A 21,038-nucleotide genomic window follows, 5' to 3' on the forward strand; every position below is an offset into this window, starting at 1 on the left:
GGTTTCCTCAGCGCGAAAGCCGCACGGGCAGTTCGGTAATGCCGTTGACGAAATTCGAGCGCAACCGCACCGGAGTCCCGGTGACCTCGATGCTGGAGAAGCGTTCGAACAACTTGGCCAGCAGCACGCGGCCCTCCAGCCGGGCCACACCGCTGCCCAGGCAGAAGTGGGTGCCGAATCCGAAGGACACGTGCGGGTTGGTCTTCCGGGTGATGTCGAAGACATCCGGGTTCTCGAACACGGTCTCGTCGCGGTTGGCGGCGGCATAGGACAGCACGACTTTGTCGCCGGCCTTGATCGCCTGCCCGCTGACCTCGGTGTCCTGCACGCAGGTGCGCCGGAACTGGAGGATGGGCGGGAACATGCGCAGGATCTCCTCGACCGCCTGCGGCATCAGGCTGGGATCCGCACGCAGCAAACGGAATTGGTCCGGGTTTTCCGACAGCAGCAGGATCGCGCCGTTGAGCATATTGCGGGTGGTCTCGTTGCCCGCGATGACGAGGAGCTGGAAGAAGCGATCCAGTTCGTCGTCGGTGAGGCGGCGACCGTCGACCTCGGCATTGACCACCAGGCTCCACACGTCCTCGGTGGGCTCGGCGCGCTTGGCGGCGGTCTGGGTGCGGGCGTAGGCGAACAGCTCCAGGAACGCCGACACGTAGGACTTCTTGTCCACGGCCTCCGGATCGTCGAAGCCGACCATGCGATTGGTCCAGTCGAAGAGCAGGTGCCGCTCCTCGGTGGGGACGCCGAGGATATCGGCCAGTACCAGCAGCGGCATCTCCGAGGAGACCTGCTGCACCCAGTCGATATCGCCGCCGTCGCCGAGCCGCTCGACGATCGCATCGGCGTGCGCGGCAATGGAATCCGCCATGCCGTTGACCACGCGCGGCGTGAACGCCTTGCTGATGATCTTGCGCATCTGGGTGTGCATCGGCGGATCGATGTTCAACATCGCCTGCCGCTGGATCTCCAGCTCGGCCGGGGTCACCTCGCGCACCCAGGTGCCGCCCTCGTAGGAGCTGAACACATCGGGACGCTTACCGGCGGCCATCACGTCGGCGTGCTTGGTGAAGTACCAGAAGCCGGGGCCACCGGGAAAGTCACCGGCGGCCGGTTCCGGCACCCACGCCACCGGCGTTTCCCGGCGCAGCGCGGCGACCTCGGCGTAGGGGAACCCGGATAGGTAGGCATCGGGATTGCCGAAATCGGGCACGGTGGTGATCATGAGAGCTCCTCGGGAGTGGCTGAATTTGTTCCACGAATGGCAGCGGCCTTGGCCCAGGCGTAATCGGCTTTGCCGTTGGCGTGCCTGCCGACCCGGTCTACGCGAATGAAAACTTTGGGAATCTTGTAGCCCGCCAGGGCTTCCCGGCAGCCCGCGCGCAGCTGCTCGACGGTCACGGTGGTGTCGGCGGGTTGATAGAGGGCGACCACCTCCTGTCCCCAGCGTTCGCTGGGACGGCCCACCACCACCGCGTCGGCGATGCCGGGCAGGCCGCGCACCACCTGCTCGACTTCTTCGGCGAAGACCTTCTCACCGCCGGTATTGATGGTGGTGGCTTCCCGGCCGAGGAACTCGAATTCGCCGGTGGCGGTGAGCCGGGCGCGGTCGCCGGGCACCGAATAGCGGCGTCCTTCGATGGTGACGAAGGTGGCGGCGGTCTTGTCCGGGTCACCCAGGTAGCCCATGGGAATGGAACCGCCCTGGGCCAGCCAGCCGATCTCGTCGCTGCCGGGTTCGACCGTGCGAGTGCGGTTTTCGTCGATGAGCGCGGTATTTCCGCGTGCCGCGAAGGTGCTGGATCCGGAGCCGCGTTTGGCGTGCAGGCCGGTCTCCGAGGAGCCGAGCATATCGCTGATGCGCAGCCCCGGAATCAGTTCCGCGAGCCGGTCCTTCAGCGAATCACGCAGCGCGGCACCGCTGTTCACGATCAGTCTCAGCGCGGGGAGCGCGCGCGGGCGAGCTTCCAGCTCGGCCACCATGGGCGCACCGAACGCATCGCCGACGATGGCCATGGAGGTGACGCCATGCTTTTCACAGGTGTCCAGCAGGACGGCGGCGTCGAACTTCTCCGGGTTCGGCTGAATCACCACCGTCGCGCCGGAGAGCCAGCCGCCCAACGCGATTCCGGTGCCCGCGCCGTGCATGAGCGGTGGTGCCGGGAGCACCCGGCCGCGAATCCGCACCGCCCGTTCCACGACCTCATCCACGGTTTCGGCTTTACGCACGCCCATCGGCCCCGCCACCAGGTCCCCGACGCGCCAGATGACGCCCTTGGGCATGCCGGTGGTGCCGCCGGTGTAGAGCAGATGCCGGTCGTCCGGGCTGGAATCCGGTACACCCTGCGCGGGATCGGCTGCGGCCAGGGCACTTTCGTAATCCAGTGCGCCGTCGAGCAGCGGCGCACCGCTGCCGTCATCCACCTGGATAAGCAACGGCTGGTGGTCGAGTTCTTCGAGGGCCGCCGCCAGGGTGCCGGCGAAGTGCCCGCCGAACAACACCGCCTTGGCGTCCGCGTCCCGCAGCAGATAGGCCAGCTCACCGGGCGTGTACCGATAGTTGATATTGAACGGCGCGACGGACGCCTTGTGCGCGCCCAGCACGCCTTCCAGGTACTCCGCGCCATTGTGCAGATAGACGCCGAGGTGATCTTGCCCGGTCTCCCAGCCGTTCTCGACCGGCTTGCGCCCACCGAGTCCGTGGGCGCGCAGCACCGCGGCGAGCGCGCGAGTGCGGGTGGTGGTCTCCGACCAGCTGTAGACGCGCCGCCCGGTGATCACACACGGTTCCTCGGGCAGCGCGGCGGCGATCGCCTCGTGCAGCGTGGCCAGGTCGAATTCGGCCATGAGGTAATCCCTCGCTTTCAGTATCCGGCCGTACGGCCATGCCGCCGGCGAATGAAGTGGTCGGATCGGGTGGCGGCGAAGACCGCGGTCGCCGTCATACCGGCTCGCCGTCGCCGACGACCCACACCGGATAGCTCTCGCCGTCGGCGGGGTGGACGAAGTCGGCGCGCAATGCCGCGCCCGCGCTCGGCTCGCCCAGGATCGCGGCGTACAGCCAAGGGCCTTCGGCCAATTCGACGACGCCGACCGTGTAGGGCACCAGTTCCTGATAGGCCCGGTTCGGGGCTTTGTGCACCACCGTCCAGGTGATCAGCGTGCCCGCGCCCGAGGCCGTGACCCAGGTCAGCTCGGTTCCCGCGCAGTCGGTGCACACCATCGCTTCGGGAGCCAGCGCTACACCGCATCCCGCGCACTTCTTGATCGCGACCTCACCGCGCCGCGCGGCATCGAAGAATTCGGCGCTCTTGCCGTCCCGGCGCATGACCGGCCACCCGGCTGCGCCACGGTCGATTCCGCTCATCACGCGGCCCCGCTCAAGACCAGGGTGGCGTGGTGTTCGAGCACGCCGCCGCTGCCGCTGACCATGATCACGTCCTTCTTGCCGACCTGCCGCGCGCCGGCTTGGCCGCGCGCCTGCACGACCGCTTCGACGATCGGCGTGAAGCCGGTCAGGTAGTAGCTCGACAGCTGGCCGCCGCCGGTATTGCAGGGCAGGCTGCCGCCGGGTCCGAGCTTGCCGTCGGAAACGAACGCGCCGCCTTCGCCTTTGGCGCAGAAGCCGTAATCCTCGAGGGTGACCAGGACGGTGAAGGTGTAGCTGTCGTAGAGCTCGAGCAGATCCACGTCGGCGACCGAGACTCCGGCCATGCGCAGCGCCGCCGGTCCCGCGACCGCGGCACCCGTGCGCAGGCCGAAGTCCGAACCGGTGCGCATCACCTGACCGGGGTGGGCTTGGGCCCAGCCGAGGATGTCGACGGGCGGTTGTGCCAGTTCACGGGCGCGTTCGACCGAGGTGACGATCACGGCCGCACCACCGTTGGAGACCAGGCAGCAGTCCAGCAGATGCAGCGGATCGGCGATCAGCGGTGAGGACTGGTGGTCTTCGAGGGTGATCGGGGCGGTGAACTGCGCGGCCGGGTTCCGCGCCGCCCAGCCGCGCTGGCCGACCGCGATCGCGCCGAGCTGCGCGCTGGTGGTGCCGTAGGTTTCGAAATGCCTGCGGGCGGCCATGGCGTAGAACAGATTCGGGGTGATCGCGCCGATACCGAGGTGGTAGGAGGCGAATCCGCTGGGCAGGCTGCGCTGTGTGCCGAAAGCGTCACGGGCGGAGCTTTTCTCCCGCAGCGGCGCGTCGGCGAAGACGCAGGCGACCGCGGTGGCCTCACCGGAGGCGATCGCCTGTGCCGCGGCGGCGATCATGGCCGCCGGGCTCGCCCCGAGCGCATGGATTTCGGCGAGTAACCGAAGATCTCGCAGCCCCAACACCTTTTGCAGCGAGAGCTTCGGCGACCCCTGGGTGCCCGGGCTGACCAGCAGCCCGTCCAGATCGGTGAGCGCCAGACCGGCGTCCGCCGCCGCCAGCCGCACCGCTTCGGCGGCGAAATCCGTTGCGCTACGCCCGTATACCTTGCCGACGTCGGTGAGACCGAGTCCGGCGATCGCCGCCGTGGCCGCCATTACCGGCCCTCCCACTTCGGCTTGCGCTTCTCGGCGAAGGCGCGCGGGCCTTCCTTGGCGTCGGCGGTGCGCATGATGACCCGCGCGGCGTCGTCACTGAGCTTCCACGCCTCGTCCTCCCAATCCGGCAGGGCCGCGGCCTGATACAGCACGCGCTTACTAGCCTGCACGGCCAGCGGGGCATTGCGGGCGATCCGGTTCGCCAGTTCGAGCGCGGTATCCAGCACCTGATCGCCGGGCACCACGCGGTTGACCAGCCCCCACCGCAGCGCCTCCTCCGGCGCGATGGGCGCACCGGTCATGGTGGCTTCCAGCGCGATCGACAGCGGAACGCGCCGCGCCAGCCGCAGGAGCCCGCCACCCGCGGCGATGATGCCGTGCCGCACCTCGGGCAGCCCCAGCGTGGCCTCCGCGCCCATCACGGCCAGATCGCAGGCCAGCACGAATTCAGTGCCGCCGCCCAGGGCGTAGCCGTTGACCGCCGCGATGAGCGGCTTGTCGATCAGCCGCTTCATGATGCCGCCGAACCCGCGCTCGTGCTGTTCCGGTCCGATCAGTGACCGCTTGGCGGCCACTTCCTTCAAGTCCGCGCCCGCACAGAACGCCTTGCCCGCGCCCGTCAGAATGCCGACCCGCAATTCCGGGTCGGCGAGGAATTCGTCCACCGCCTCCTGCATCGCGATCGACATGGCGGCGTTGACCGCGTTCATCGCGTGCGGGCGGTTCATCGTGATGATCGCGACGTGGCCGTCCTTGCGGAGGTACGCGGGTCGCTCTTCGTCGGGCTGAACCATGCCTCTATTATTATGACCGTACGGGCGGTCAGTCAATGTCCGGTCCCAACTACCAACTATTCGAGGAACCCGCCATGGCCTACGTCATCACCCAGCGCTGCTGCAACGATGCCACCTGCATCGCCGAGTGCCCGGTGGACTGCATCCGGCCGACGCCGGATCAACCGGAGTTCGCCACCGCGGAGATGCTCTATATCGATCCGGACACCTGCATCGACTGCGGGGCGTGCGCGGATTCCTGCCCGGTGCAGGCGATCTTCCCCGAGGACGAGCTGAGCGCCTCGCTGGAGCGCTATCGGGAGATCAATGCCGAGTACTTCCAGGAGCATCCCCTCGAACCGGATGTGAATCCGATCGCCGCCGACCTGCGCCCGCCCCGGGAAATGGGGCCCCTGCGGGTGGCCATCGTCGGCGCGGGGCCGTCCGCCTGCTACGCCGCGCAGGATCTGCTGGCGCGCGGCGGTGTCGAGGTGGATATGTTCGATCGGCTGCCCACGCCGTGGGGGCTGGTGCGCGCGGGTGTCGCGCCCGATCACGCGGGCACCAAGACCGTCACCGATGCCTTCGCCGCGGCGTTCCGGCGCGACAACTTCCGTTTCCACCTCAATGTGGAAGTGGGCGAGCACATTTCTCACGAGGAGCTCCTGGCTCATCACCACGCGGTGATCTATGCCGTCGGCGCGGCCACCGACAAGCGGCTGGGGATTCCGGGCGAGGACCTGCCCGGCAGTCACTCGGCCACCGAGTTCGTCGCCTGGTACAACGGGCATCCCGACTTCGCGGATCGGCAGTTCGATCTCAGCGGGGAGCGCGCGGTCATCGTCGGCAACGGCAATGTGGCATTGGATATCGCGCGCATTCTCACCGCCGATCCCGAGCAGCTCGCGAGCACCGATATCGCCGACCATGCCCTGGAGGCGCTGCGCCACAGCCGCATTCGGGAAGTGGTGCTGCTCGGCCGGCGCGGTCCGGCCCAGGCCGCCTACACGTCGCCGGAGTTCCTGGCCCTCGGTCATCTGCCGAACGTCGACGTGGTGATCGAGAGCGCCGACCTGGAACCGTCCGTGGCGTTGAAGGTGCGGCTCGCGCACGAGTACGCCGGGCGTCCCGTCAATCCCGGCAACAAGCGAATCGTCTTCCGCTACCTCACCTCCCCCACCGCCCTCACCGGCGACGATCGGGTGGAGGCAATCGAGCTGAGCCGGAACCGGCTGGTGCCCTCCGATTCCGGGCCGGTCGCCGAACCCACCGGTGAGACCGAGACGCTCGCCACGGGGCTCGTGCTGCGCTCCATCGGCTATCGCGGAGAACCGGTCCCGGCCTTGCCCTTCGACGACGAGCGCGGCATCGTGCCCAGTGATCAGGGCAGCGTCGTGCCGCGCGTCTATGTCACCGGCTGGATCAAGCGCGGTGCGCGCGGGGTCATCGGCACCAACAAGGTCGATGCCAAGGAGACCGTCGACCGGATCATCGCCGATTTCATCGACGGAACGCTGCCCACTCCCCTGCACGATCGGGACGCCCTGGCGAAGCTGGTGCGCGAGCGCCGGCCGGAGGTCGTCGACGGTGACGGCTGGACTGCGATCGACGCCGCCGAACGCGGCGCGGGCCGGGTCGCGGGCCGCCCGCGCGTCAAGCTCACCAGCACCGCGGAGCTGCTTCGGGCCGCCAACCCGTAAGGCGGACAGACGAACAGCGAAATCGGCCGGTGCGTGAGACGCACCGGCCGATTTCGTATTCCGCTCGGTTGTTCAGTCGATCAGCGCAGCGGCCTCGGCGAACAATTGCAGGGTGATCGCATGCAGGTGATCGCCGATGGCCTTGGGCGCCTTACCCGCGACGGCACGGGCATGCGTGCCCTCGAGAATGATCCCGAGTTTGAACCCGGCCAGCACCGTGTACCAGGTGATGGCGCTCAAATCCCGGTCGGAGAAACGGGCGTAGTGCTCGATCATCTCCGCCGCGGTCGGAAGACCGCCCGCGGCAGCCAGTTTCGGGGTGACCGCCGCACCGGCCGCCCCGGACGGGCTGGTGGCGATCTGCCAGCCCAGATCGAGCAGCGGGTCGCCGATGGTGGACATTTCCCAATCCACCATGGCGGCCAGTTCGGGACCGTCGTGGCGGAACATCATATTGGCCAGATGGCAATCGCCGTGCATGATGCCCGGCTGCCACCGGGTAGGGCGATGCGCCTTGAGCCAGGCCGAAACCTGCTCCAGCTCAGGGATTTCCGGTCCGGCGTATCCCGGATTGGATCGGTATCCGTCGAGTTCACGCAGCCAGCGCGGCACCTGGCGTTCCAGGAACCCTTCCGGTTTGCCGTAATCGGCCAGCCCGAGGGCGGTGTGGTCGAGCGCTCCCAGCCGGGCGATGCCTTCGACGGCCGACAGCGCCATGGCGTGCCGCACGGCCGCGTCTCCGGCGTGCAGGTCCGGAAGGTCGGTACCCGGGTTGAAGCCGTCGACAGGCTCCATCAGATAGCCCACCAGACCGGGCAGCGCCGGTCCGTCATCGGACACGGCGATCACGCGAGGCGCGCGAACGTCGGTGTCGCGCAAGGCACGTAGCAGCCGGGCCTCGCGGCGCAGCACGTCATTGCTGACCGGCCGCAGATGCCGGGGCGGGCGGCGCAGCACATACTCGCGCCCACCGCGACGGAAGCGCAGCATGATGTTCTGCGTCCCGCCGCCGATCGGCTGGATGTCGGTGACAGCGCCCGGCGGCAGGCCCTCCGCGTCCATCCACGCGCCCACCGCCTCGGGGTCGATGGGCTGCCAAGCCACGGCTTCCGATTCGATTTCGTTGCTGGACAATGTCATTCGGCGTACAGCGCTTCGATCTCGGCGGCGTACTTGGCGGCGATGGGCTTGCGGCGCAGCTTGCCGGTCGGGGTCAGCTCTTCCCCGCCTTCGTTCCACACGGTCGGCAACAGCGCGAACTTCTTGATCTGCTCCACCCGCGCGAGTTTCGCATTGCCCGCGTCCACCCCCTGCTGGACGGCCTCGAGCACCCGCGCGTCCTTGGCCAGCACCGCCGGATCCGGATCCAGACCGAACTTCTCCGCGAAGGCGGGCACCGCCGCGCCGTCCAGGGTGACGAGTGCGACGTTGTAGGGCCGCCCGTCCCCGATGGCCACCACCGCGCCGATGAGCAGCGACTCGGTGGAGATGGCGCTCTCGATATTGCTGGGCGACATGTTCTTTCCGCCCGCGTTGATGATGAGTTCCTTCTTGCGGTCGACGATGGTGTAGTACCCCTCGTCGTCCACGGTCACGATGTCGCCGGTGTGCACCCAGCCGTCGGCGTCCTTGGCTTCGGCCGTCTGCGCCGGATCATTGCGGTAGCCCTTCATGGTGAACGGCGCGCGGATCAGCAGCTCACCGTCGTCGAGCACGCGCCCTTCGTAACCGGGCAGCAAAGTGCCGATGGTGCCGGGCTTGGCGCGTTCCGGCGGCGCGGCGGTGACCAAGCCGATCTCGGACATGCCCCAGATATCGGTGACCGGGATGCGCAGCTTTCGCAGGAAGGTGAAGACCCCGAGCGGGCAGGCCGCCGCACCGGTCATCGCCCACTTCACTTGTTCCAGACCGAGTTTCGCGCGGATGGCGTCGATCACCTGCGGAACACCGGCCTCGAATCCGGCGCGCAGCTGCTCGTTCGCGTCGAGCTGCAACTCCACGCCCGCCTTCAGCTTCTCCCACACCCGGGGCACGGCGGTGAAAATGGTCGGCCGGACTTCGGCCAAAGTCTGTGGCAGTCGCGACAAGTCGTTGAGCGTAGTCAGCTGCGCGCCATTGAGAATGCTGAAGTAATAGGTGACGCACCGATCCGCGGCGTGCGCCGACGGCAGGTACGAGATCAGGCGATCACCGCTGTCGATGGGGAACGTGCTCGTGACCGCTCCCTGCATCCCCAGCACGCCGCGATGGGTGTGCTCCACGCCCTTCGGCGGCCCCGTGGTGCCCGAGGTGTAGATCATGCACAGCACGTCGTCGGGCAGCACCGCGTTCCAGGCCGCTTCGAAGTCGAATCCGGGCGCGGGCGCGAGCCGGTCCAGATCGCCGTCCTCCACCACGAAGACGTGTTCGACGACGGCGCCGGACTCCTCCAGCTTCGCCAGGTACTGCCGCTCGGTCACCAGGATCTTCGTATCCGAATGGGTGAGCAGATAATTGATCTGTTCCGGTGCGGAGGTGTTGTAGATCGAGAACGTGGTCGCGCCCAGATGATTGGCGGCCATCTCGGTCAGATTGAACTCGGGCCGGTTGGTGAGCAGGCTGGCGAACACGTCGCCGCGGCCCAGCCCGAGGGCGGCGAATCCGCCCGCGAGCCGGCGCACCTCGGCCCCGTACTCAGCCCACGTGTAGGTCTGCGCACCGTCGAAATTGCGCAGCGCGACGATGTCCGGATGGTCGGCCACCTGGCGTTGGAACGCCTGGGGCAGGGTCTGCGGTTCGGCCATGGGGTACTCCTGTGTGAATCTTCGCCTAGATGTGGACGGGTCAGCTGGCCGGGGTGCTCAGCAGCAGGCCGTAGGGCTTTCCGTCCAGTCCGCCGGACAGGTCGAAGGAGATGAACTTCGGTTCGGTGTATTCGTCGAGGGCGTGCGGTCCGGCCTCCCGGCCCAGCCCGCTCTGCTTGACGCCGCCGAAGGGATACTCCGGCGGGGCCAGATGCCAGTCGTTGATCCAGACCATGCCCGCCTCCAGCTGTTCGGCGACCTCGAAGGCGAGCGCGGGGTCGGTCGACCAGACGCCCGCCGACAGGCCGTAGTCACTGTCGTTGGCGATGGCGATGGCCTCGGGGATGGTGCGGTAGCGGATCACCGAGACCACCGGCCCGAAGATCTCCTCGCGTGCGATCCGCATGTCGTTGGTGACATCGGTGAAGATGGTCGGCTCGACCCAGAAGCCTTTGTCCAGGCCGGGTCCGGTGGGCACGCCGCCGCCGTAGGCCAGGGTCGCGCCTTCGTCCTGCCCGATGCGGATGTAGTCGAGAACGCGATCGCGCTGGGCGGCGGAGAAGACCGGGCCCAGATCGGTGTCGTAGTCCATGGGATCGCCGAAGCGCAGGGTCTTGACCCGCTCGATCATGCGCGCCACGAACTCGTCGTGCAGCGCGTCCGGCAGCAGCAGCCGGGTGCCGGACTCGCAGCCCTGGCCCGAGTGCATGAGGAACGCGAACAGCGAACCGTCCACTGCCTCTTCGAGATTCGCGTCGGGTAGCACGAGGTTCGCGCCCTTGCCGCCCAGTTCGAGGGTGAGGCGTTTGACGTTGCCGGCGGCCCTGCGCATGATCTCCTTGCCGACCGCGGTCGACCCGGTGAAACCGATCTTGCGCACGTCCGGGTGATCGGCCAGGCGCGCCCCGACGATCTCGCCCTCGCCGGTCACCACATTGAAGACGCCGGCGGGCAATCCGGCCGCCTCGAATTCGCGAGCCAGCTCCAGCAGGAGTAGCGGCGCGTGCTCATCGGGCTTGATGACGACGGTATTGCCCGCCCCCAAGGCCGGGAAGACCTTCCACACCGACAGCGGCAGCGGGATGTTCCACGGCACGATGGCCGCGCACACACCGATGGGCTCGCGCCGCACCTTCCCGGCGGCGAGCACGGGATGCACTGTGGGGCCGCCGCTTTCGAACTCGTAGCGGGCGGTGAGATCGGCCAGATAGTGCATGTGCGGCAGGGCCGCGCCGAAGTGGAACGGCTCGGCCACGCGCAGGGTCGCGCCGATCTCCTCCGCGTGCAGGGCGGCGAGTTCGTAGGTGCGCTCGGCGAAGCGGTCGGCGACGGTGCGCAGCACCTGGGCGCGCTGGGCCGGCGGGGTCGAACGCCAGCCGCCGTCCTCGTGCGCGGCTTTCGCGGCGGCCACCGCGCGGTCGGCGGAGGACAGATCGCCGCGCGCGACCGTGGCGATCAGGCGTTCGGTGGCCGGGCTGCGGATCTCGTAGCGCTCGGCCGCATCGACCCACTCACCGCCGATGTACATCGCGTAATGCGGTACGTCCACCTCGGATTGGACGGCTGTGTCGGTACTCATCGTAGGGCTCGGCCCCTCTCTCGGTGTTGCCTGAATCACTATCTCAACTGACCGGCCGTACAGTCAAGGCCGGTGAAGGTCTACCGGCGCCTTTACAGCCCCGTCAGCCCGATCGGCCGCCCGGAGAGCCCGCGCAGCCGCACGATCTCGGCATTGAACTCGTCGATGGCCTGCATATTGCTGGCGTGCCCGGACTCGGGCAGCGCGATCACGCGGTCGAGGTTCCCGGCCAGCCGGAACAACTCGGCGGTGCGCTGTGATTCGCTCGGCGGCAGCAGGCCGTCGCGCTCGCCGTACAGCACCGTGGTCGGCACCCGAAGGGCTTTCACGCCCTCCGAAACATCCACTTGCTGAAGGACTTTCGCCCATTCGGAACGCACTCGCGGCCGGCACAGCGCGGCCAGTCGCTGGCCGAAGTCGACCAGTTCGAGCGGTGCGTCCGCGGTCAGCGAGACCTTCCGGAACATCGAGCGGGACAACCGGCGCGGCGGGGACGGCAAGGGCGCCACGGCCATGGCGGTCATCAGTCGCGAGAGCCGATCCTGCCGCCGGCGCATGCCCTCCCGGCCCTCCGACAACCCGGTGGCGGTATTGGCGAGCAGGGCCGAATCCACATAGCGCGGCACTTCCTCGGGGAAGTGCTGGGCCCAGGCCAGCACGGTCGCCCCGCCCATACTGTGCCCCACCACGGTGGCGGGCGTCTCCGGTGCGATCGTCGCGGCCAGCACCGCCGACAGATCCTCGGCCAGCACCCGGTCGCCGAACGGTCGGGAGCCCGCGGCACTGCGGCCGTGGCCGCGCTGGTCGTAGGCGATCACCCGGTTGTCGGCGGCCAGGGCATTGATCTGCGGGTTCCAGAATTCGATCGCGACGGACCAACCATGCACCAGCACAACGGGATCCGAATACGGATCGCCGTACTCCCGGACATGCAGCGCGGTCCCGTCCGCAGAGATGACAGCGCGGGTCTCGCGGGGTTCCGGATGTCCGAGGACTCCGGTCGCGTGGGCGTCCGGAGCGAATTTCAGAGATTTCGGCATGCCGCTACTCCCTTGTACTCAGCATCAGCCAGCCGCACTTGACGTGAGCGCGGTCACTGGCAACACTAAAACTAACCGCACGTACAGTCAACAATGGAGATGGCGATGTCAGACCGGGTAGCGATACAGGAGAACGTCGTTCGAGTCGAGCGACCCGCGGACGGAGTGGCGGTGGTGGTGCTGGATCGGCCGTCACGGCTCAATGCCATGAGCCCGTCGCGGATTCCGTTGCTGACGGCGGCCGTGCGCCCGCTCGCCACGGATCCCGACACCCGGGTGGTCGTCCTGACCGGTGCCGGGCGGGGCTTCTGCACGGGCATGGATCTGAGCAGCCTCGACGAGATGGCGCCGCGCGAGCAGGAGGCCACCATGGCCTGGATGCGCGATCTGCACGGCTTCTCGCTGGAATTCGCACGGCTGCCGCAGCCCACCATCGCCGCGGTCAGCGGTCCGGCCATCGGTGGCGGGCTCGGCATGGCATTGGGCTGTGATCTGCGGATCGCCGGGCCGGGCGCGAAGTTCGGCGCGACCTTCGCCCGGATGGCGATCGGGCCCGATGCCGGGGTCTCGTATACGCTTCCGGCCGCGATCGGTCACGCCCGCGCACTGGATCTACTGCTCAGCTGTGAGCCCATCGGACCCGAGGAGGCATTGCGGGTGGGCCTGGTGAGCCGAGTCGCCGACGACGCCCTCACCGCCGCAATCGAACTCGCCCAACGCTGGGCGCGCATTCCCACCCATGCCGCGCGCATGATCAAGGCGACCCTGCGGCAGGCCGCCGCGGCCGATCTGGAGACCACCCTGCTCGAGATCGAACCCCGCACCCAGGCCGAGCTGATCTGCCATCCGGACTTCTTCGCCAATGCCCAGGCGTGGCTGGACAATCACCACTGACCCACGCGCGGACAGCGAAAGGCCCGGGTGACGAAAAGTCTCCCGGGCCTTCGTTTTTCAGGCGGCGTAGGCGGCGCGGACGACCTCGACAATGCGGCCCTTGGGGTCGGTCAGGGTCGCGAGCGGGAAGCGGTCCACGAGCAGGCCGCCGAGGAAGACATCGGCGAAGGTGGCGGCGATCTCCTCGGGCGTGCGCTGGCCCTCCGGCCGGAACCACACCCACATCCACTGCATGGAACCCCACAGTTGCAGGGCCACGACCTCCACATCGACCGGCCGGAAGACACCGGCGTCGATGCCGCGCTGCAGTTCCTCCATGGTCATGCGCTGCAATTCCGCCCGCAGTTTGCGGACCTCCTGCATGGCGGGATCATCGGAGAGCTGCACCACCTCACGCTGGCTGGCGATGGTGGCGGCGCGATCGGTCACCTGCAAGATCGTCGAAGCGTAGAAGATGGAGGCGATGCGCTCCTGCGGTGTCTCGAGCTGTTCCCACATCCGGCGGACCGCGTCGAGCTGGCGGGTCATGTAGTTCTCTTCGAGCTCGCGCAGCATCTGCGCCTTGGTGCCGAAGTGATGGACGATGGTGCCCTTGGACATCCCGAGCTCGCCCGCGATATCGCCGAGATTGGTCTTCTCGTAACCCTGGTCGGCGACGTGCCGGATGAAGGTCTCGAGAATCTCGGTGCGCCGGCCTGCCGGTCTGGCCACTGGTTCCTCCCGGAGTAGAAATTAACCGTACGAACGGTCGATATTCTAACGCCTCCGCCGGTCCACCGCCGTTTCAGCGTCGGCGCGGCGGTACTCAGGCCGAGCGACGGCCCGCGGCGTCCGACGATTCGACGGCCTCACGCAGGAATGTGCCGCCGGACCTGAGCGCGGCGCGCGCGGCCGGATGGAAACGGGCCAGCGCCTGGAACACGTGCACCTGGTCCGGCCAGACCTGTAGTTCGCAGGGCACCGCGGCGGTCCGCAATCCGGCGGCGAGCGCTTCGATCTCGGGCAGCAGGCATTCGGTGGAGCCGGCCTGGATGAGCGTCGGCGGCCATCGGTGCTTGTCGGCGGCGAGGATGTCCAGTCTTGGATCGGAGCTGACGGCCTCCCCCAGATACGCACGTATACAGGCTTTTCCGAATTCCTCGGGGATCACCGGGTCCGGGTCGCGCACCCGGTCGGGGTCGACGTCGACCACCGGTGACATCAGGTAGGCGGCGGCCGGCATCGGAAGTCCCACGCGCACGATGTCGTTCAGCAATCCAGCCGCCAGATGTCCGCCCGCGGAGTCTCCCGCCAGCGTCAGCCGTTCCGGCGCGTATCCGTTGTCGATGAGCCAGCGATACGCCGCCAGGGCATCGTCGGCGGCCGCCGGGAAACGGTGTTCGGGAGCACGCCGGTAGTCGAGTACCAGCGCCGGCAGTCCGCTCGCCGCCGAAAGCCGTTTGGCCAGACCGTAATGCGACTGCGAGGAGCCGAGTACGAAGCCGCCGCCGTGCAGGTACAGGATCGCGCCCCGGTCGGTGTCGCCGCCGGCCGGCGCGGTCGCGGCATCCACCCACAGCCCGCGCACCCGGCTCGCGCGCAGCCTGCGCGTGCGCGCGCCGAACGGATTGCGCACCGCGCCGATGGAATCACCCAGAATGCGCATGGCCGTCAAGTTCCCGCCGATGGGCAGGGTGCGCTGCGCCAAGCCGCGCACCGCACCCGCTACGCCCATCGCGGCATTGTTCCCGACAGTGCGGCTGGACATGATCACCTCATTGTGGTCATTCGGCCGCCCGGCTCTCGAGCGCCCACTATCAGATTATCGACCGTACGATCGGTCAGCGCTACTTCGGCAGGTAGATCGACTTGTACTGCTGGTAGGCGGCCAGGCCCTCGGGACCCAATTCGCGGCCCAGGCCACTGTCTTTCACGCCGCCGAAAGGTGCGCCGTGGTCCATGGTGTAGCCGTTGACGCCGATGCTGCCGGTCTGCACGCGGCGGGCCAGCGCGGTGCCGCGGTCCAGGTCGGTGGTCCATACCGTGCCGCCCAGGCCGTAATCGGAGTCGTTGGCCAGGCGCAGCGCGTCGGCGTCGTCCTCGAAGGGGATGACGGCCAGCACCGGGCCGAAGATCTCCTCGCGGGCGATGGTGGCGTCATTGTCGACGTCGGCGAAGACCGTCGGTTCCACGTACCAGCCCTTGTCGAATCCGGCGGGCCGGCCGCCGCCGGTGGTGATCCGGCCGCCTTCGGCCTGCCCCTTGGCGATATATCCCTCGATAATCTCGCGCTGGCGGGCGGTGGCTACCGGCCCGATCACGGTCGAACGATCCAGGGGGTCACCGATTTTCAGCCCGCGCACCAGATCGGTGATGCCGTCCACGATCTCGCCGTAGCGACTGCGCGGGGCCAGGATGCGGGTGCAGATGTAGCAGCTCTGGCCCTGGTTCATCAGGCTCACCGCGAACAGGCCGGGCAGCGTCGCCGACAGGTCCGCGTCATCGAGGATGATGGCCGCGGACTTGCCGCCGAGTTCGAGGGTGACCGGCTTGAGCAGGCGGCCACAGGTTTCCGCGATCGTCCGGCCCGCCTCGGTGGAGCCGGTGAAGGCGATCTTGTCCACGCCCGGATGCGACACCAGGTGCGCGCCGGCGGTGCGGCCGGACCCCGGCACGATATTGAGCACGCCCGGCGGAATCTGCGCGGCGGCAGCGGCTTCCGCGACCACCATGGCGTCCAGGACCGTCTCCGAGGACGGCTTCACCACGACGGTGCAGCCCGCCGCCAGCGCGGGGGCGAGTTTGAAGAAGGTGAGCGTCTGCGGGAAGTTCCACGGCACGATCGCGCCGACCACGCCGATCGGTTCCCGGCGCACTTCGGTGGAGCCCGCGACGAGCGAGGGCCGCACCTCGTACTCCGCCTGCCGCTGCACCAGATCCGCGTAGTAGCGCAGGATCACGCCCGGCACCGTGCCCTCGACGGCTTTGCCGAAACGCACCGGCATGCCGTTCTGGCTGCTCACGTAGCGCACGATATCCGCACTGCGCGAGGCCAATTCGATGGCGAAGCGCTCCAGCACGGCGGCGCGGCGCGCCGGTTCCCAGCGCGACCAGCCCTGCGGATTGTCGAAGGCGGCCCGCGCGGCGGCGACGGCGGCATCGATATCCGCGGCCTCGCCGGACGGCACGGAACCGAGCAGCTCCTCGGTGCTGGCCGAATACGCTTCGATGCGACGCGAACTCGACGGTGCGCGCCACTCCCCTCCGATGTAGAGCGCGTTGTAATCCGCCGTCATGGCGTGTCCTCTCCGGGTATCAGCACGGGTTTGACCACCGCACCGGATTTCATGGCCCGCTCGGCCTCGTCGATCCGGTCGAGCGGGAAGGTCTGCACCAGTTCGTCGAAGGGGAAGCGGCCCTGCCGCCACAATTCGATGAGCCTGGGTATCAACAGTTTCGGCACGCTGTCGCCCTCGAGAATGCCCTTGATGGTCCGCCCGAAGGCGAGCTGGTCGGGGCGCACGACGAGCGGTTTCAGCTGGACGCCGACACAGCCGCAGACGCCCCGCAGCCGCAGCACGTCGATGGCGGTCGAGACCACCTCCGGGACGCCGGTGGTGTCGAGCGAGTAGTCCAGCCCGCCGGGCACCAGCGCCTTCACTGCCTCGGCCAGGTTCTCGGTCGAAGCGAGGAAAGTGTGTGTGGCCCCGAGCTTTTCGGCGAGCCGCAACCGTTCCTGGTTGAGGTCCACCGCGACGATGACCGCCGCGCCCGCGACCCGGGCCGCCATGATCGCCGACAGTCCGACGGTGCCGGTGCCGAACACCGCGATGCTCGCTCCGGCCTCCACACCCAGTGAGGTGAACACCGACCCGGCCCCGGTCAGCACGCCGCAGGACAGTGGCCCGAGCAGTTCCAGCGGCAGCGCCGGATCGACCTTGATCGCATTGCGGGCGGCCACCACGCTGAATTCGGCGAAGGAGGACTGCCCGAACCAGTTGCCCTTGACCGGGTCGCCCTGCGCATCACGCACATTGGTGGCGCGGCCCGGCCGGAAGCCGGACATGTTGCGCGGCCAGAAGCTCTCGCAGTAGGCGGGCTGCGCGTCCAGGCAGTTCCGGCAGGCGCCACACGAATCGAACGAGAGCACGACGTGGTCGCCGACCGCCAGTTCGGTCACCCCGGCGCCGAGTTCCACCACGACGCCCGCGCCTTCATGGCCGGTGATGATCGGCGGTTTGGCCATGGGCGTACGCGGCAGGAAATCGCTGTGGCACATACCCACTCCCGCGATCCGCACCACGATCTGCCCGGGACCGGGGGCGTCGAGTTCGACCTCCTCGATCCGGAAGGGCGCGTCGGCGGCGCGCAGGACAGCGGCGCGGGTTCGTACGGTTGTCATGATTCCCCGAAAGTGAGCACGGGTTTGATGACCTTGCCGTCCCGCACCGCCGCCACGGCGTCGGTAATGCGCTCGAACGGGAACTTCTCGACGAGCCGGTCGAACGGGAACTGACCCGCCCGCCACAATTCGATCAGCCGCGGAATGAGTTCGTGCGGATCGGCATCGCCCTCGAGGACACCGAGCAGTTGCCTGCCCATGAGCAGATTGCCCTGGTCGATGGTGATCTCGTTCTCCATGGAGCGAGCGCCGAGGGTGACCGCGCGGCCCGGCGTCTTCAGCGACTCGACCGCCGTGCGCACGACGGGCCCGAGCCCGACGGTTTCGATGGCGAAATCGGCTCCCGTGCCGGTGATCTCGGTCAGCGCCCACCCCAGGTCGGTGGTTTCCCCGGAGTTGACGACGTGCGTGGCCCCGAGTTCCCGGGCCAGCTCCAGCCGTTCGGGATTGAGGTCCACCGCGATGATCGGATCACAGCCGGCGACCCGCGCCGCCATGATCGCGGCCAGCCCGACCCCGCCGACGCCGAATACGATCAAGCTCTGGCCGGGTTCGGGCCGCAGCACATTGAGGACGGTGCCCGCACCGGTCAGCAGGCCGCAGCCCAGCGGGCCCAAGATGTCCAGGGGCAGATCGGCATCGACGCGCACCGCATTGCGCACGCTGGCCACCGCGTAGGTCCCGAACGAGGACTGCCCGAACCAGCTGCCGTGCACCTCCTCCCCGTTCTCGGACAGGGTGGTGCTGCCGTCGAGGCGCGAGCCGAAATAGTTCATGGCGCCGGACAATTCGCAGTACGCCGGATGCCCGCTGGTGCATTGTGCGCATTCGGTGCAGTGATCGAAGCTCAGCACCACCGCGTCGCCGACCGAGAGCGCCGTGACATCGTCGGCGATCGCGGCCACGACGCCCGCGCCTTCGTGACCGAGCACGAACGGCGTTTCCAGGGGAATCCCGCCTTCGAGGGCGACCAGGTCGGTGTGGCAGACGCCGGTGCCGCGCAATCGGACCAGGACCTCCCCCGATTCCAGGGTGGGGATCTGCACCTCGGTGAGTTCCAGCGGGGACTCGAGGTCACGGACCAGCGCGACCGTCGCCCGGGTGACCGTCACTGCGCGTCCTTCTCGGCGACCAGGTCCTTGTAGAGCGGGAAGACCGGCTTGGCGGCGGGCAGCAGTTTGAGGATCTTGCTGACCGGGCCGCGCGCCTTGGCCTCACCCTTGGCCAGCCCGACCGCCGCATTGTATTCGCCGCGCCAGAAGCGGTTTCCGTTATCCGCGGACATGCTCATGCGGATATCGGGCACCACGTCGGTGTCCTCGCCCTCGATCACCTCGATGGCCGGTTCGGCGAGCTTGATGGTGAGCGTGGCCTTGGGGTCGGTGTAGTCGATGCGCAGCGTGACCGCCGCCCCGCGCAGTTTCGGTCCGGCCTGCGGATGCGCATCGGCCAGGCGGAATGCGCCGCCGATGTACTTGTAGACCTCTTCGGCATTGGAGAAATAGGCCACGATGCCCACGCCTTTCCGGAGAAATTTCGTTGTGATGCACCTATCATAATCGACTGACCGCCCGTACAGTCAACAGCCAATAGTCAGACACTCGGCAGCAACGCCGAGGAGGAGCACAAAAGGGGGTGCGCTCGGCAATGAGCACACGCGAAGCCCGCGCCGAAGGACGCACCAGCGCCGGGCAGGCATTGCGGGGGAATATCTCCGGCACCGTGTTGTCGGGATTGGGCACGCTGGGCCGGGCACTGCGATCGGGGGCGCATGCGGCCGGGGTCGGCGTGGAGGACGCCGTGCGGCTGCGGTTCCAGTGGAAGGAAGCCGTGCGGCAGGCGTGGTTCCTGATCACCGTGACCGCGATTCCCGGGGTGCTGGTGGCGATTCCGTTCGGCGTGATCGTCTCGGCGCAGGTGGGCAATATCGTGCATCAGCTGGGGGCGAATTCGCTGATCGGCGCGGCCGGTGGGCTCGGGGTGATCAAGCAGGGCGCACCGCTGGCCACCGGGCTGCTACTGGGTGGCGCGGGGGCCGCGGCCATCGCCGCGGATCTGGGGGCGCGGACCATTCGCGAAGAGGTCGATGCCATGCGGGTCATGGGGATCGATCCCGTTCAGCGCCTGGTAGTTCCGCGGATGGCGGCCATGCTGGTGGTCGCGCCATTGATCAATATCCTGATTCTGGTCGTGGGCATCGTCGCCGGATACGTGATGGCGATCGCGGCGCTCGGCGTCACACCCGGCAGTTACTGGGAATCGTTCGGGGCCTTCGCCACTCCGGTCGATATCTGGGTTTCGCTGATCAAAGCCACCATTTTCGGGCTGATCGTGGTGGTGATCGCCTGTCAGCGCGGACTGGAGGCGCGCGGCGGGCCACGCGGGGTCGCGGACGGGGTGAACGCGGCGGTCATTCTGTCCGTGGTCTCGATCGCGGTGGTGAACACCGCCATCACGCAGGTCGTCACCATGTTCTTCCCGGCGAGGATGGCGTGATGGCCGCTTCGTCGTACGTGCCCGCTCCGCTGCGGCGGCTGGAGCTGCTGCGCCGGCATGTGCAGCTGTGGAAGCCGTTCGACGCGTTGGGTTTCGTGCTCGGCTTCGTATGGCAGGTGCTGTCCTCTATTCCACTTACACTGCGCCACTATCGATCCCAGGTGATGCTGACGCTGACCGATATGACCTGGGGTCGCGGTTCGGTCATCGTGGGTGGCGGCACCGCGGCGGTCATGGTGGTGATGGGCGCGGCCATCGGGGCGTCCATCGGCATCGAGGCCTACAGCACGCTGAACATGGTGGCGCTCGGGCAGATCAGCGGGCTGGTGTCGGCTTTCGCCAATACCCGGGAGCTCGCGCCGATCGCGGCGGGAGTCGGGTTCGCGGCGCAGGCCGGGTGCCGGATGACCGCCGAGATCGGGTCCATGCGCATCTCCGAGGAGATCGACGCCATCGAATCCCTGGGCATCCGGTCGGTGCCGTTCGTGGTCACCACCCGGGTGATCGCGGCCATCGTCTCGATCGTGCCTACCTTCCTCATCGCGCTCATCCTCAGCTACTCGGCCTCGGCGTTGATCGTGACCGTGCTGCACGGGGAACCCAGCGGCGTCTACGAGCACTACTTCACCGATTTCCTGTTCGGCTGGGATGTGCTCGCCGCGGTGATCAAGGTGGTGGTGTTCGCGGTCGCGGTCATCCTGATCCATTGCTACCAAGGGTTTTTCGCCTACGGCGGACCCGAGGGCGTGGGTATCGCGTCCGGACGCGCCATCCGCGCCAGCTTCGTCGCCATCATCAGCCTCGACATGGTGCTGACCCTCGCGCTGTGGGGTTTCACGTCACCGGTCACGTTCTCCGGATAAGGGGT

Annotated in this window: 19 protein-coding genes; 4 read left to right on the top strand and 15 right to left on the bottom strand. The window is 68.0% G+C overall.

The features are described from left to right. Positions 1-7: 7 nt before the first annotated feature. From NI1_RS23175 to NI1_RS23195, 5 genes are all read right to left on the bottom strand, one after another. Positions 8-1,225: a cytochrome P450 gene (locus NI1_RS23175; protein WP_067824605.1), complete on the bottom strand. Its 1,218-nt coding sequence runs from the start codon at positions 1,223-1,225 to the stop codon at positions 8-10. Next, on the bottom strand, positions 1,222-2,847 hold the full coding sequence (locus NI1_RS23180; RefSeq protein ID WP_067824607.1) for an AMP-binding protein: 1,626 nt from the start codon (positions 2,845-2,847) through the stop codon (positions 1,222-1,224). Before NI1_RS23180 ends, NI1_RS23175 begins: the two co-directional genes overlap by 4 nt. Before the next feature lie 94 nt (positions 2,848-2,941). Continuing rightward, positions 2,942-3,367 carry a Zn-ribbon domain-containing OB-fold protein gene (locus tag NI1_RS23185; protein WP_067825265.1) on the bottom strand — a complete coding sequence of 142 codons (426 nt, stop codon included), beginning with the start codon at positions 3,365-3,367 and terminating at the stop codon, positions 2,942-2,944. Then, positions 3,367-4,524, bottom strand: a complete 1,158-nt coding sequence (locus NI1_RS23190; protein WP_067824609.1) for a thiolase family protein — start codon at positions 4,522-4,524, stop codon at positions 3,367-3,369. Before NI1_RS23190 ends, NI1_RS23185 begins: the two co-directional genes overlap by 1 nt. Then, the gene (locus tag NI1_RS23195) at positions 4,524-5,318 is read right to left on the bottom strand and encodes a crotonase/enoyl-CoA hydratase family protein (RefSeq protein ID WP_067824611.1); all 795 of its coding nucleotides are present in this window, start codon (positions 5,316-5,318) and stop codon (positions 4,524-4,526) included. The genes NI1_RS23190 and NI1_RS23195 overlap by 1 nt, the downstream gene beginning before the upstream one ends. A gap of 74 nt (positions 5,319-5,392) precedes the next feature. On the opposite strand from NI1_RS23195, the gene NI1_RS23200 reads away from it, so the two are divergent. Next, positions 5,393-6,997, top strand: coding sequence for an FAD-dependent oxidoreductase (locus NI1_RS23200; RefSeq protein ID WP_067825267.1), 1,605 nt, complete (start codon positions 5,393-5,395; stop codon positions 6,995-6,997). A 72-nt stretch (positions 6,998-7,069) separates the two neighbouring features. On the opposite strand, the gene NI1_RS23205 is transcribed toward NI1_RS23200, so the two are convergent. The 4 genes from NI1_RS23205 to NI1_RS23220 form a co-directional block, all read right to left on the bottom strand. Continuing rightward, positions 7,070-8,137, bottom strand: coding sequence for a phosphotransferase family protein (locus NI1_RS23205; RefSeq protein ID WP_067824613.1), 1,068 nt, complete (start codon positions 8,135-8,137; stop codon positions 7,070-7,072). Next, entirely contained in the window at positions 8,134-9,780 is a 1,647-nt protein-coding gene (locus NI1_RS23210) for an AMP-dependent synthetase/ligase (RefSeq protein WP_067824615.1), read from the bottom strand. Before NI1_RS23210 ends, NI1_RS23205 begins: the two co-directional genes overlap by 4 nt. Before the next feature lie 40 nt (positions 9,781-9,820). Continuing rightward, complete coding sequence (locus tag NI1_RS23215) at positions 9,821-11,359, bottom strand: aldehyde dehydrogenase family protein (RefSeq protein WP_218026812.1); 1,539 nt, start codon at positions 11,357-11,359, stop codon at positions 9,821-9,823. 92 nt (positions 11,360-11,451) lie between these two features. Continuing rightward, complete coding sequence (locus NI1_RS23220; protein WP_084523580.1) at positions 11,452-12,399, bottom strand: alpha/beta fold hydrolase; 948 nt, start codon at positions 12,397-12,399, stop codon at positions 11,452-11,454. Between the two features lie 105 nt (positions 12,400-12,504). Between NI1_RS23220 and NI1_RS23225 the strand changes: the two genes are divergently transcribed. Further along, positions 12,505-13,293 carry an enoyl-CoA hydratase/isomerase family protein gene (locus tag NI1_RS23225; protein WP_169815620.1) on the top strand — a complete coding sequence of 263 codons (789 nt, stop codon included), beginning with the start codon at positions 12,505-12,507 and terminating at the stop codon, positions 13,291-13,293. Positions 13,294-13,350: 57 nt separating this feature from the next. Here the strand turns inward: NI1_RS23225 and NI1_RS23230 are convergent, their stop codons facing one another. From NI1_RS23230 to NI1_RS23255, 6 genes are all read right to left on the bottom strand, one after another. Next, positions 13,351-14,004 carry a TetR/AcrR family transcriptional regulator gene (locus NI1_RS23230; protein ID WP_067824620.1) on the bottom strand — a complete coding sequence of 218 codons (654 nt, stop codon included), beginning with the start codon at positions 14,002-14,004 and terminating at the stop codon, positions 13,351-13,353. A gap of 94 nt (positions 14,005-14,098) precedes the next feature. Next, complete coding sequence (locus NI1_RS23235; RefSeq protein WP_157535282.1) at positions 14,099-15,040, bottom strand: alpha/beta hydrolase; 942 nt, start codon at positions 15,038-15,040, stop codon at positions 14,099-14,101. A gap of 79 nt (positions 15,041-15,119) precedes the next feature. Further along, entirely contained in the window at positions 15,120-16,568 is a 1,449-nt protein-coding gene (locus NI1_RS23240; RefSeq protein ID WP_067824621.1) for an aldehyde dehydrogenase, read from the bottom strand. Next, a complete protein-coding gene (locus tag NI1_RS23245) occupies positions 16,565-17,674 on the bottom strand; it encodes an NAD(P)-dependent alcohol dehydrogenase (protein WP_067824623.1) in 1,110 nt (369 codons plus the stop codon). Before NI1_RS23245 ends, NI1_RS23240 begins: the two co-directional genes overlap by 4 nt. After that, positions 17,671-18,786: an NAD(P)-dependent alcohol dehydrogenase gene (locus NI1_RS23250; protein ID WP_067824625.1), complete on the bottom strand. Its 1,116-nt coding sequence runs from the start codon at positions 18,784-18,786 to the stop codon at positions 17,671-17,673. Before NI1_RS23250 ends, NI1_RS23245 begins: the two co-directional genes overlap by 4 nt. Further along, positions 18,783-19,184: an SCP2 sterol-binding domain-containing protein gene (locus NI1_RS23255; protein ID WP_067825273.1), complete on the bottom strand. Its 402-nt coding sequence runs from the start codon at positions 19,182-19,184 to the stop codon at positions 18,783-18,785. The genes NI1_RS23250 and NI1_RS23255 overlap by 4 nt, the downstream gene beginning before the upstream one ends. 137 nt (positions 19,185-19,321) lie before the next feature. On the opposite strand from NI1_RS23255, the gene NI1_RS23260 reads away from it, so the two are divergent. Then, positions 19,322-20,170 carry an MlaE family ABC transporter permease gene (locus NI1_RS23260; protein ID WP_067824626.1) on the top strand — a complete coding sequence of 283 codons (849 nt, stop codon included), beginning with the start codon at positions 19,322-19,324 and terminating at the stop codon, positions 20,168-20,170. Next, on the top strand, positions 20,170-21,033 hold the full coding sequence (locus NI1_RS23265; protein WP_067824628.1) for an ABC transporter permease: 864 nt from the start codon (positions 20,170-20,172) through the stop codon (positions 21,031-21,033). The genes NI1_RS23260 and NI1_RS23265 overlap by 1 nt, the downstream gene beginning before the upstream one ends. Positions 21,034-21,038 lie beyond the last annotated feature (5 nt).

It is taken from the genome of Nocardia inohanensis NBRC 100128 (genome assembly GCF_001612945.1).
Classification (GTDB): Bacteria; Actinomycetota; Actinomycetes; order Mycobacteriales; family Mycobacteriaceae; genus Nocardia; species Nocardia inohanensis.